The 12,305-nt window shown below is 69.4% G+C and carries 13 protein-coding genes; all 13 read left to right on the top strand.

The features are described 5' to 3' along the window. Positions 1–24 precede the first annotated feature (24 nt). The 13 genes from xpsF to pncB all read left to right on the top strand — a co-directional run bounded on the left by xpsF (position 25) and on the right by pncB (position 12,101). The gene (xpsF, locus tag PV764_RS10655) at positions 25–1,245 is read left to right on the top strand and encodes a type II secretion system protein XpsF (protein ID WP_343312272.1); all 1,221 of its coding nucleotides are present in this window, start codon (positions 25–27) and stop codon (positions 1,243–1,245) included. Positions 1,246–1,293: 48 nt separating this feature from the next. After that, positions 1,294–1,725, top strand: coding sequence for a type II secretion system major pseudopilin GspG (gene gspG / locus PV764_RS10650; protein ID WP_421116577.1), 432 nt, complete (start codon positions 1,294–1,296; stop codon positions 1,723–1,725). Positions 1,726–1,749: 24 nt separating this feature from the next. Continuing rightward, entirely contained in the window at positions 1,750–2,235 is a 486-nt protein-coding gene (gene xpsH, locus PV764_RS10645; protein ID WP_102789000.1) for a type II secretion system protein XpsH, read from the top strand. Beyond that, positions 2,232–2,648: a type II secretion system protein XpsI gene (xpsI, locus tag PV764_RS10640; protein WP_046272731.1), complete on the top strand. Its 417-nt coding sequence runs from the start codon at positions 2,232–2,234 to the stop codon at positions 2,646–2,648. Before xpsH ends, xpsI begins: the two co-directional genes overlap by 4 nt. Further along, positions 2,645–3,283 (top strand): type II secretion system protein J, encoded by a 639-nt coding sequence (locus PV764_RS10635; RefSeq protein ID WP_026069676.1) that lies wholly within the window; start codon positions 2,645–2,647, stop codon positions 3,281–3,283. Before xpsI ends, PV764_RS10635 begins: the two co-directional genes overlap by 4 nt. After that, positions 3,280–4,143 (top strand): general secretion pathway protein GspK, encoded by an 864-nt coding sequence (locus PV764_RS10630; RefSeq protein ID WP_046272732.1) that lies wholly within the window; start codon positions 3,280–3,282, stop codon positions 4,141–4,143. The genes PV764_RS10635 and PV764_RS10630 overlap by 4 nt, the downstream gene beginning before the upstream one ends. Beyond that, the gene (locus PV764_RS10625; RefSeq protein WP_421116576.1) at positions 4,140–5,288 is read left to right on the top strand and encodes a PilN domain-containing protein; all 1,149 of its coding nucleotides are present in this window, start codon (positions 4,140–4,142) and stop codon (positions 5,286–5,288) included. Before PV764_RS10630 ends, PV764_RS10625 begins: the two co-directional genes overlap by 4 nt. Next, complete coding sequence (gene gspM / locus PV764_RS10620) at positions 5,263–6,006, top strand: type II secretion system protein GspM (RefSeq protein WP_019182536.1); 744 nt, start codon at positions 5,263–5,265, stop codon at positions 6,004–6,006. Before PV764_RS10625 ends, gspM begins: the two co-directional genes overlap by 26 nt. After that, on the top strand, positions 5,996–6,790 hold the full coding sequence (locus PV764_RS10615) for a hypothetical protein (protein WP_421116575.1): 795 nt from the start codon (positions 5,996–5,998) through the stop codon (positions 6,788–6,790). Before gspM ends, PV764_RS10615 begins: the two co-directional genes overlap by 11 nt. 9 nt (positions 6,791–6,799) lie before the next feature. After that, positions 6,800–9,001, top strand: a complete 2,202-nt coding sequence (gene gspD / locus PV764_RS10610; protein WP_070471697.1) for a type II secretion system secretin GspD — start codon at positions 6,800–6,802, stop codon at positions 8,999–9,001. A 115-nt stretch (positions 9,002–9,116) separates the two neighbouring features. Continuing rightward, the gene (locus PV764_RS10605) at positions 9,117–9,983 is read left to right on the top strand and encodes a glycosyltransferase family 2 protein (RefSeq protein WP_261997659.1); all 867 of its coding nucleotides are present in this window, start codon (positions 9,117–9,119) and stop codon (positions 9,981–9,983) included. Beyond that, a complete protein-coding gene (locus PV764_RS10600) occupies positions 9,980–10,816 on the top strand; it encodes a glycosyltransferase family 2 protein (protein ID WP_284128378.1) in 837 nt (278 codons plus the stop codon). Before PV764_RS10605 ends, PV764_RS10600 begins: the two co-directional genes overlap by 4 nt. Positions 10,817–10,922: 106 nt before the next feature. Then, positions 10,923–12,101, top strand: a complete 1,179-nt coding sequence (pncB, locus tag PV764_RS10595) for a nicotinate phosphoribosyltransferase (protein ID WP_019182531.1) — start codon at positions 10,923–10,925, stop codon at positions 12,099–12,101. Positions 12,102–12,305: the final 204 nt, after the last annotated feature.

The raw sequence follows: 12,305 nt of genomic DNA, 5'->3' as shown, positions 1-12,305 counted from the left end.
CCAACACCGGGTGGGCGGCTGAGCATGCCCCAGTACCGCTACAAGGCGCTCAATGCCCACGGCGAACTGTTCGATGGCCAGATGGAGGCAGCCAGCGAAGCGGAGGTCGCCGCGCGGTTGCAGGACCAGGGCCACATGCCGATGGAGGCACGTCTGGCCAGCGAGGGTGTCGCTGGGGCGTCGTCGTGGCTGGCGCTGCTGCGCCGCAAGCCGTTCGATGGCGGCGCGCTGGTGCAGTTCACCCAGCAGCTGGCCACGCTGCTCGGTGCCGGCCAGCCGCTGGACCGCGCGCTGAGCATCCTGCTGGAACTGCCCGAAGACGAGCGTACCCGCCGCGTCATCACCGACATCCGCGACATCGTGCGCGGTGGCGCACCACTCTCGACCGCGCTGGAACGCCAGCACGGATTGTTCTCCCGGCTGTACATCAACATGGTGCGCGCCGGTGAGGCCGGCGGCAGCCTGCACGACACCCTGCAGCGGCTGTCGGATTACCTTGAGCGCAGCGCCGAGCTGAAAGGGCGCGTGATCAACGCGCTGATCTACCCGGCGATCCTGCTGGCGGTAGTTGGCGGTGCGCTGCTGTTCCTGCTGGGTTACGTCGTGCCGCAGTTCGCGCTGATGTACGAGAGCCTGGATGTCGCGCTGCCCTGGTTCACCCAGTGGGTGCTCACCGCCGGGCTGGTGGTGCGCGAAGGCTGGCTCATCATGATCGTGGTGCCGGCCGTGATCGCGCTGGTGGTGGAGCGGCGGCTGCGGCAACCGGCCGCGCGTCTGGCCGTGGATGGCTGGCTGCTGCAGCGCAAAGGCATCGGCCCGCTGCTGGGCAAGCTGGAGACCGCACGCCTGGCCCGCACGCTGGGCACGCTGCTGCGCAACGGCGTGCCACTGCTGTCCGGCCTGGGCATCGCGCGCAATGTGTTGAGCAACCGCGCGCTGGCTGCCGACGTGGATGCCGCCAGCGACGAGGTCAAGAATGGCAACGGGCTGTCGGCCTCGCTGTCGCGGGGCAAGCGGTTTCCGCGGCTGGCACTGCAGATGATCCAGGTCGGCGAGGAATCCGGTGCGCTGGATACGATGCTGCTCAAGACCGCCGATACGTTCGAGCAGGAAAGCGCGCGCGCGATCGACCGTCTGCTGTCGGCACTGGTGCCGGTGATCACCCTGGTGCTGGCCTCGGTGGTCGGCCTGGTGATCGTGGCCGTGCTGGTGCCGCTGTACGACCTGACCAATGCCATCGGCTGACCGGCCGCTGGTCAACACCCCTACGATTCGATGCAAGGAGCCTGCCACATGCAACGCCGCCGCCTGTCCCGCTTCTCTTCCGCGCGCCACCAGTCCGGCATGAGCCTGCTGGAAATCATCATCGTCATCGTGCTGATCGGCGCGGTGCTGACCCTGGTCGGCAGCCGAGTGCTCGGCGGCGCCGACCGCGGCAAGGCCAACATCGCCAAGGCGCAGGTGCAGACCATGGCCGGAAAGATCGACAACTACCAGCTGGACACCGGCAAGCTGCCGGCCAAGCTGGAGGATCTGGTCACCCAGCCCAGCGGCAGTGCCGGCTGGCTCGGTCCGTACGCCAAGCCGGCCGATCTCAACGACCCGTGGGGCCACGCGCTGGAGTACCGCGTCCCGGGCGAAGGCCAGCCGTACGACCTGATCAGCCTGGGCAAGGATGGCAAGGTGGGCGGCAGCAGTTACGACGCGGACATCCGGTACGAGTAATCGGCATTGGGAGCACTGTGGTCCATGCCGAGCAGACCGCCGCGCCGCGTGCCCACGGGCATGCATGCGCGTGGCCTGTCGTTGCTGGAAATGCTGCTGGTGGTCGCGCTGATCGCCATCATCGGCGTGGTCACCGCCACCGCGATGAACGGCGGCATCGACGGCATGCGCCTGCGCAATGCCGGCAAGGAAATCGCCACCCAGCTGCGTTACACGCGTACCCAGGCGATCGCTACCGGGCAGACCCAGCGCTTCGTGATCGACCCGCGTGCGCGGACGTGGCAGGCGGCCAACGGCCGCCACGGGCAGATTCCGGCCGCGTTGGATGTACGGTTCCGTGGCGCCGGCCAGCTTGGTGCCGCACCCGGGCAGGGCGCGATCGCCTTCTTCGCCGACGGCGCCGCCAGTGGCGGCACCATCGAAGTGAGCACGCGGGGCGCAGCGTGGGACATCCACGTGGGCTGGATCACCGGCGAAGTGCGTGCCGGCCCGCGCCGGGAGGGCCGATGAAGCGCCAGCGTGGCTACTCGCTGCTGGAGGTGATCATCGCCTTCGCGCTGCTGGCGCTTGCGCTGACCCTGCTGCTGGGCAGTCTGTCCGGCGCGGCGCGCCAGGTCGGGCAGGCCGACGTGCGCAGCCGCGCGACACTGTATGCGCAATCATTGCTGGCCAGCACGGGGGTGGAAAGCCCCTTGCAGGAAGGCAGCACGCAGGGAGAGTGGGAGCAGGGCAGGTACCGCTGGCAACTGCAGGTGGCGCCCTACCAGGAGCCCCGCAGCGCTACCGGTCCGGTCACGGTGGACCTTGGCGGCCCGACCCTGGCACAGATCACCCTGCAGGTACGCTGGGGCGAGGGCAATGGCGAGCAGCTGCAATGGCGCAGCCTGCGCCTGTTGCCGCCGGTGCCGGGCGCACCACGATGACAGCACGCGCACGCCGGGCCGCCGGCTTCACCCTGATCGAAATCCTGCTGGCGACCGCCTTGCTCGTCGGCGGCCTGGCGTTGGCCTTCGCCACCGTGCGTTCGGCCATGGCGATCAGCCAACGCGGCGAGCGCATGGCCGCGCAGAACGAGCGCATGCGCGCGGTGGAAGGTTTCCTGCGGCGGCGCCTGTCCACTGCACTGGTGATCGCGACCACCCCGCCGGACCCGACCCGCGATCCGGTGTATTTCATGGGCGAGCCGCAGCGCATGCTGTTCGTCTCGGATCTGCCGGGCTATCTGGGTCGCGGCGGGCCGTATGCACACGAGCTGCAGGTCCGCCACGCGGCGGGCGCCGAGCAGCTTGAGGTCGCGCTGACCCTGCTGCAGAACGGCGAGGCGATCGAGGAAGATCCGCCACGCCCGCCGGAAATGCTGGCCGATCAGCTGCGCGAGGTGCGCTTCCGTTATCGCGGCACCGACCCGCGCACCGGTCAGTTGACGCCGTGGCTGGACCGCTGGGATGACACCCGCCGCCTGCCGTTGCTGGTCTCGATCGAGATCGTGCCGCTGCAGGGGCCGGCCTGGCCGCCGATGATCGCCGCACTGCCACCGTCACGTGGGGATCGCCCATGAGGCCGGTACGTGGCGCCGCGCTCGTCCTGGTGTTGTGGCTGATCGCCCTGCTGACCGCGGTGGTCGGCGCGTTCGCCCTGAGCGCGCGCGTGGAGCATATGCAGCAGCGCGTGATCGGTGACGATGCCATCGGGCAGGAGTACGCGCGCGCAGGGCTGGAGTACGCGCTGCACCGCCTGCAGCCGCGTGCCGCCCAACCGGCCTGGGTTGCCGATGGCCGCCGCTACCGGTGGACGTTCGATACGCGCCGGATCGATCTGACGATCCTCGATGAAAACGGCAAGATCAATCTGAACCTGGCTGACGTGAGCCTGCTCAACGCGTTCCTGCGTGCGATGGGGGAGGAGCCCGGGCGCGCCCAGCAGTTGGCCGGCGCCATCGTCGACTGGCGTGACGCGGACAGCCTCAAACAGCCCGGTGGCGGCGCGGAGACGCCCGATTACCTCGCCGCCGGGCTGCCCTACGGCGCACGCAACGCGCGCTATGAGACGGTCGGCGAGCTGCAGCGCGTGCTCGGCATGGAGGCGGACCTGTATGCGCGGATCGAGCCGATGCTGACCCTGTACAGCCGCCAGGCACGGCCTGACCCGCGCGTTGCCGCAGGCCCGGTGCTGACCGCACTGGGGCTGGATGCAGAGCGCCTGCTGGCCGAACGCGAACGGGCGGCTGCCGCTGATGAAGCTGGATTGCCGGTCGCGCCGCTTGCAGGTGGCAGTGGCACCTATAGTATCGAGAGTCGCGCCACAGACGAACGCGGCCGGGTATCGGTACTGCGCGCCGTGGTGAGGATGGGGTCGGCAGGCACGCCGGGAACGGCATACACAGTACTTCGCTGGGAACAGGGAATGGCAGCAAGATGACGGCATGGCGTGACAGTCTGGTGCGGGCCCGCGGGCGCGTGTCGCCCGGCGTGGGCAGCAGCCTGCGCTGGTGGCGGCAGTCGTTGCTGGCCTGGCTGCCGGTGCGGTGGCAATGGGCGATGGGCTGGTCGCGTTCGCGCCTGCTGCTGCTGCACGAGGGCGAGGTACTGCGCCTGCAGCGACAGACCGGCGAGCAGATCGAGGCCATCGCGGAGCTGCCGTGGCCCGTCCCGCCCGCCGCGCTCGATGGCGTGCTCGATGCGCGCCTGCGCAGCCTGCCCCGGCACTGGTTGCTGCCGGTCGGGAGCGTGCTGCGCCGTCCGCTGCGCTTGCCGGCGGCCGCCGCCGAGCGGTTGCGCGATGTGGTCGGATTCGAAATCGATCGGCAGACCCCGTTCGATGCCAGCCAGGTCAGCTATGACGTGCGCGAGCTCGGCGCCTTGCCGGATGGCCAGCTGCAGGTCGAGCTGGTGGTGATCCCGCGCGCGCAGCTGGACCAGTGGGCGCAGCAGGCCGGGCCATGGGCACAGGCGGTGGCCGGCGTCGATGCAGCGGATGCCGCTGGCCGGCCGCTCGACGTCAACCTGCTGCCGCTGGCGCAGCGGCAGCCCTATCGCGACCCGATGGCACGCTGGAACTGGCTCCTGGCCGCGAGCACGATCGTGCTGCTCGCGTTGGCCGGCCACCAGCTGCTGGACAACCGCCAGGCCGCGGCGGACCAGCTGCGCGCGCAGGTGGATGACGCCGCGCGTGATGCGCGCCGGGTCGCGGCCGAGCGCCAGCAGTTGCAGAGCCTGGTCGAAGGCGCCGCGTTCCTGGAAGGCCGGCGCGGCGAGCACGCCAGTACCGTGGAACTTTGGAACGAGCTGACCCGCCTGCTGCCCGATGGCACCTATCTGGAAAAACTCTCGATCGATGGCAACACACTGCAGTTGATCGGGCTCAGCCGCGAAGCCTCGCAGCTGGTGCCGCTGCTGCAGGACTCGCCGCTGTGGCGCAAGGTCAACCTGACCGGCGTGCTGCAGGCCGATGGGGCAACCAGCGGCCGCGACCGTTTCACGCTGACGGCCGAGCTGCAGCCGCTGCCCGGTGCGGCCCCGCCCGCGAAGGAGGTTGCCGATGGCAGCACAACCGACGCGCCGTGATCGCTGGCTCGCGCTGGGCCTGCTGCTGGCGGTGATCGCCGTGGCATACCTGGTGCTCGTGCACCCGTGGTTGACCCGCCCCCTGCTGGCGATCAATGCCGACATCGCCGCCGTGCAGGAGCGCCAACAGCGCGTGGATGCGCAGCTGGCGCAGCGCGGGCAGATCGCCGCCCAGCTGCGCGAGGTGCAGGCCGCCCTCGAGGGCCGCCCCGGCTTCCTGCGCGAGGCCACTGCCGAATCGGCCGCCGCGGCGCTCTCCAGCCGCCTGCAGGATGCGGTGGCGTCGGCCAGCCCGGGTAACCGCAGCTGCACGATCAGCAATCGCACCCCGCTGCCCGATGCCAACCGCGAGGCTGCTTTCCCGCGTGTGGCCCTGCAGGTGCGCCTGCGCTGCGGCGTGCCGGAAATGGCGGCCGTGCTGCACACACTGGAGACCGGCAGCCCGCGCCTGTTCGTGGAGAACCTCAACCTGCTCGCGCAGCGCTTCCAGCAGTCGCCCAGCGAAACCGGCACCGGCCTGGATGTGTCCTTCGAACTGGTCGGTCATCTGCGCCCCGGCGCAGCGCTGGCGCCTGACGCACCCGCGCCGGCCCCACTGCCACCGCCGTCCGGGCAGGACGGCGGGCAGGACGTTGGCCCGGATGCGGCCCCACCCAGCGATGCAGCCGAGCCCGCGCCCGCACCCGACGCTGCCGGGGAGGCCCAGCATGAAGCTTGAAGCAGCTGGCCTGCGGACCTGGTGGCTGGGCGGCATCGCCCTGTGGGCGCTGGCGATCTGGATCGCCACGCTGTTCGGCCTGGGCCAGCGCATCGCGCCGGCCACGGACGGCGATATGGGCCCTGCGCCGCTGCCCCACCTGGCTCCCGCCGCGCCCGAGCGGATGAGCTCGGCCAGCACCTATGCCCAGATCGGCGCCCGCCCGCTGTTCGCCGAAGATCGCCAACCGCGCCCGTACCTGCTCGGTGGCACCGAACAGGGCACCGCCAGCAGCGTGTCACTGACCGGCGTGCTGCTTACACCGGGTTTCGGGATGGCGATCCTGACCACCGACCAGCGCCAGTCGCTGCGACTGCGCCTGAATGGTGAAGCGGTGAACGGCTGGCAGCTGCTGGCGCTGGAACCGCGCCGCGCCACCGTCAGTGGCCCCGGTGGCACGCAGGTCCTGGAATTGCCTGTGTTCAATGGGCAGGGCGGTGAACCACCGACGGTGCTGGGCGCTACGCCGCTCACCGCGGTGCCTCCGGCCGGTGCCGGCGCGCGCCCGATCAATGGCGCCGCAGCGATGCTCGCACCGGCGCCGGGCGCATCACCTGCGCCGCAGGCAGCGACGCCATCGAATGCGGGGGCCCCCCCGCAGAACGCGCAGGGTCCCAGCGAAGCCGACATGAAGGCGATCCGCGAGCGCATCCAGGCGCGTCGCCAGCAATTGCAGCAGCAACAGCAACAACAACAGCAGCAGTCGCAGCAACCGCCCGCGGGCGGCTCCGGCCACAACCCTTAGAGTGACAGCATGACCCTGCGCCTTTTTCCCGTGTCTTTCCTTGTCGCCCTGCTGGTGGGCTGCACCACCGTGCCCGCGCCCGAGGTACGCCGCGATGCGGTGCTCGACAGCCACCAGGTGGTCGCCGGCGACGGATCCCGTGAAGGCGTCGAGGCCGAGCCGCTGGGCAGCGCCGGCACCCCGCAGGCGGTGATCCGCCGTGGCACCGGCACCATGATCAACCGCAGTGCCGCGGCCGCGCCGCAACCGTCGCTGGGCAATGCCTCCACCGGCAACGCCACCTTCAACTTCGAAGGCGAATCGGTGCACGCGGTGGTCAAGGCGATCCTCGGTGACTTCCTGGGCCAGAACTACGTGATCGCGCCGGGCGTGCAGGGCACCGTGACCCTGGCCACGCCCAAGCCGGTTTCCTCGGCGCAGGCGTTGAACCTGCTGGAAATGGTGCTGGGCTGGAACAACGCGCGCATGGTCTACAGCGCCGGCCGCTACAACATCGTGCCCGCCGACCAGGCACTGGCCGGTACGGTCTCGCCGAGCACGGCGTCGCCGGCCAATGCGCGCGGCTTCGAAGTGCGCGTGGTGCCGCTGCAGTACATCTCGGCCACCGAAATGAAGAAGGTGCTGGAGCCGTACGCGCGCCCGAATGCCATCGTCAACGTCGACAACGGCCGCAACGTGATCACCCTCGGCGGCACCCGCAGCGAGCTGGAGAACTACCTGCGCACGGTGGAGATCTTCGACGTGGACTGGCTCTCGGGCATGTCCGTGGGCGTGTTCCCGATCCAGTCCGGCAAGGCCGAACAGGTTGCCGCCGATCTGGAGAAAGTGTTCGGCGAGGAGAGCAAGACGCCCAGCGCCGGCATGTTCCGCTTCCTGCCGCTGGAGAATGCCAATGCGGTGTTGGTGATCACCCCGCAGGCGCGCTACCTGGACCAGATCCAGCAGTGGCTGGACCGCATCGATACCGCCGGCGGCAATGCGCGGCTGTTCTCCTATGAACTGCGTTACGTCAAGGCCAAGGACCTGGCCGAACGCCTGGCCGAAGCCTTCGCCAACGAGAATGGCCGCAGTGGCCGTGGCAGCAGTTCGCTGGCGCCGGGCGCCTCGCCGATGGATATCGGCAGCCGCGATGGCAACAACAACACCAACGGCAATTTTTCCAACACCGGCAGCAGCACGGGGAGCAGCCGCGGCGGGCTGGGCGATGGCACGATGAACCTGCCGCAGCGCCAGTCCGGCAACGCCAGCTTCAGCCTGGAAGTGCAGGGCGATACGGTCGGCGTCTCGGCGGTGGAGGAAACCAACACCCTGCTGGTGCGCTCCACCCCGCAGGCCTGGCGCTCGATCCGCGAAGTGATCGAGAAGCTCGACGTGATGCCGATGCAGGTGCACATCGAAGCGCAGGTCGCCGAGGTCGCGCTGACCGGCGACCTCAGCTACGGCGTGAACTGGTTCTTCGAACAGGCCGTGACCACCGGCAAGACCGAGAGTGGCATCGACCTGCCCAGTGCTCTGGGTCGCTCGATCTGGGGCAGCATCTCCGGCACCGTCGGCGATGGCGGGGTGGGCTGGACCTTCCTCGGCAAGAATGCCGCCGCCGTGGTCAGCGCACTGGACAAGGTCAGCAACCTGCGGCTGCTGCAGACGCCGTCGCTGTTCGTGCGCAACAACGCCGAAGCCACCCTCAACGTCGGCACCCAGATCCCGATCAACTCGGTCTCGGTCAATACCGGCATCGGCGGCGACAACACCTACAGCCAGGTCCAGTACCTGGACACCGGCGTGATCCTCAAGGTGCGCCCACGCATCACCCGCGATGGCGTGGTGTTTCTGGATATCGTGCAGGAGGTGAGTTCGGCCGGCGCGATCCCGAGCGGCTGCGACCCGACCCGCACCACCTGCAACCCGCCGATCAATACCCGCAAGATCTCCACCGAAGCGGCCGTGCAGAGTGGCGACACCATCATGCTTGCCGGGCTGATCACCAATTCCGACGATGATGGCGCCAATGGTGTGCCTGGCCTGAGCAGGATCCCGGTCATCGGGGCGCTGTTCGGCAGCAAGACGAAGAAGTCCGGGCGTTCCGAAGTGATCGTGCTGCTGACCCCGACCATCGTGCGCAACGCGCAGGAGTCGCGCAACCTGACCGACGAGTACAGCAGCCGCTTCCGCGCGATGGAGCCGTTCCCCGAGCACAAGGGCAAGCGCTGAGTGCTGCCCGGCCCCGGCTGTCACCGCAGGGGCCGATCTTGCTACGCTGGCCCCGCCCAGGGGAGCCCGCGATGACACAGCGACACGGCGAAGACGGCAGTACGCAGAGGTCCGCATGAGCACGGTCGTCCTGCTGCCGATCGGGGTCGACGATGCCGCGCTGGACCGTTGCCTGGCTGCCCTGGACGCCGGTACCGCGCCGGGGACCGCCATCTGGCTGGCCGATGATGGCCAGGCCGGGCCGCGGGCCCAGGCCGTGATCGAGCACTGGCTCACGCACACCCCGCTGCAGGCCGAGTACACCCGCCGTGCCCGCGCCATCGGCGAAGTGGCCCATCTGGATGAAATGCTGGCTGCCTGCGCCGGGGCCGATGTGGTGGTGCTGGCGCCGGACGCGATTCCGGCACCGGGCTGGCTGCAGCAGCTGCAGGCCTGCCTGGCCCGCGATGCCTCGATCGGCTCGGCCACGCCGTGGTGCAACGCCGGCGAGACGGCGGCCTGGCCGCGCCTGGGGGAAATCAACCCATTACCGGATGACCTGGATCTGGCCCCGTTGGCGCAGGCCTGCGCGGCGATGCCGCCGCTGCATCCGGAGTTGCCGTGTGCCGTGACCCATGCAGTGCTGTTGCGCGGCAATGCGCGGCGCAGGGCCGGCGGGCTGGACATGCACAGCTATGCCTCGTGGAATGCCGCGCTGATCGACCTGAGCCTGCGCATGGCCGGGCTTGGCTGGCGCAACGCGCTGTGCGAGACCGCCTTCGTCGCCCGCGTGGCCGAAGGCGTGACCGGCGAGGGCGACATGGACGCGCTCGCCACGCGCTGGCCCGGTTGGCCGCCGCGGTTGGCGGGCTTCCTGATGGCTGATCCACTGCAGCAGGCACGCCACGATCTGCAGCAGCATCACCGGCAGGCGATAATGCCCAAGGCGCAGGGCGATCTGTTCGCGCCGCCTGTCACTGCCGCCCCGGAGCCGCCCGTTTGAGTCCTGCCATCGCCGCCATCATCGTCAGCTACCAGAGCGCCAGCACGCTGGATGCCTGCCTGCTGCGCCTGCGCGAGGCGCGCGACATCGCCGAGATCCGCGTGGTCGACAACGATTCCACCGATGGCACCCTGGAGATCGTGCAGCGCCACGCCAGCGCCGATCCGCGGGTGCGCTTCATCGCCAACCCGGACAACCCCGGATTCGCCGCCGCCAACAACCAGGGCGTGGCCGACAGCCAGGCACCGTGGCTGGCCTTCATCAATCCGGACCTGATGGTCGGTCCCGATACCCTGGCCCTGTTGCGCGAACGCGCGCTGCCGCTGGGCGACTGCCTGCTGGGCGTGGAACAGGTCGACGAAGACGGCCGCCCGGACGATGCGGTGCGCCGCCGTGACCCGGATTTCGCCGCGATGCTGCGCCGCCCGGGGCAGGGCGGCAAGCTGGCGATCCCGGTCGATCGCCGCCAGCCGCTTCAGGTCGTGCCGGCCCTGTCCGGCGCGCTGCTGCTGATGCCGCGTGCGCTGTTCGAGCGGATCGGCGGCTGGGATGCCGGCTATCGCCTGCACGCCGAGGACCTGGACCTGTGCCGCCGCGCGCGTGAGGCCGGCGCGGTGATCGCGATCGCCAACGACCTGCAGGTCACCCATGTCCGCGGCGTCTCCAGCCGCTCGCGGCCATTCTTCGTGGAGTGGCACAAGCATCGCGGGTTGTGGCGGTACTTCCAGAAATTCGAGGCACCACAGCGTGCCTGGCCGGTGCGTTGCGCGGTGTGGGGCGCGATCTGGGCGCACGCGCTGGTGCAGGTCCCGCGCCTGCTGCGCCGCCGGTAGCGCCCGCGCACCGCATGCGCCCAGGCGCGATGCGTGCCGTGAACGCATTCCATCCCGAGGGGGCCGGGCGTTGGTCGGACCCCCTGGCAGGCGCATAATCCCCTGCATGATCATCCAGTCCCTGCTCGACACCGACCTGTACAAATTCACCATGATGCAGGCGGTGCTGCATCAGTACCCCGGCGCGCAGGTGCAGTACCGGTTCAAGTGCCGGACCCCAGGCATCGACCTGGCGCAGTTCATCGACCAGATCAACGCCGAGATCGACCACCTGTGCAGCCTGCGCTTCAGCCCCGAAGAGCTGGACTACGTGCGCGGCCTGCGTTTCGTCAAACCGGACTTCGCCGATTTCCTCGGCCTGTTCCACCTGGACCGCAAGTACATCGCGCTGCGCCCCTCGGCCACCGTCCCGGGTGAGATCGAGCTGGACATCACCGGCCCCTGGCTGCACACCATCCTGTTCGAGGTGCCGCTGCTGGCGATCATCAACGAGGTCTGGTTCCGCAATACCACCGATTCGGACTTCAGCGAGGGCGAGCGCCGCCTGCAGGCCAAGACCGCGCTGCTGCGCGATACGCCCGGTTTCGAGCTGTGCCGGATCGCCGATTACGGCAGCCGCCGGCGCTACTCGCGCGAGTGGCACGGGCGCATGCTGCCGATGCTGCGCGATGCGCTGGGCGCGCAGTTCGTAGGCACCAGCAACGTGCACTTCGCCCGCCTGTACGGCATGACCCCGCACGGCACCATGGCCCACGAGTACCTGCAGGCCTTCCAGGCGCTCGGCCCGCGTCTGCGCGATTCGCAGGTGGCGGCGCTGGAATCGTGGGCACGCGAGTACCGCGGCGACCTGGGCATCGCGCTGTCCGATGTGGTCGGCCTGGAGGCCTTCCTGCGCGACTTCGACATGTATTTCTGCAAGCTGTTCGATGGCGTCCGGCATGATTCCGGCGACCCCTTCACCTGGGGCGACCGCATGCTGGCGCACTTCCACAGCCGCCGCGTGGACCCGCGCAGCAAGGTGCTGGTCTTCAGCGACGGGCTGAACATCGAAAAGGTCATGCAGCTGTTCGATTATTTCCGCGGCCGCTGCCAGGTGGCCTTCGGGGTGGGCACCCACCTGACCAACGACCTGGGCCCGACCCCGCTCAACATCGTGATCAAGATGGTCCGCTGCAACGGCCAGCCGGTCGCCAAGCTGAGCGACTCGCCCGGCAAGAGCATGTGCGATGACCCGGGGTACCTGGCCTACCTGCGGCAGGTGTTCGAGCTGCCGGCCGAGGCCTGACCCCGGCACCGGGTGGCACCCTTGGCCGCCGTCCGGCTCCGGCGCCGGGGCGGCCCGGTACGCACATCCGTTCAGCGAAGCGGTGGCGGGTGACGCGGCGGGTCAGGAAGCGACGCAGGGCGCTCGCTATGCAGGAAAGCCAGATGTGCCACAATATTGTGAGGCGTAGTTCACACTTTTGACCGACATCGATGCCGGTAATTG

This window comes from Stenotrophomonas sp. AS1, from assembly GCF_048957655.1.
Lineage (GTDB): Bacteria > Pseudomonadota > Gammaproteobacteria > Xanthomonadales > Xanthomonadaceae > Stenotrophomonas > Stenotrophomonas bentonitica_A.
Note: the sequence above shows the minus strand (reverse complement) of the source record. Positions and strands in the feature narration are given on the sequence as shown.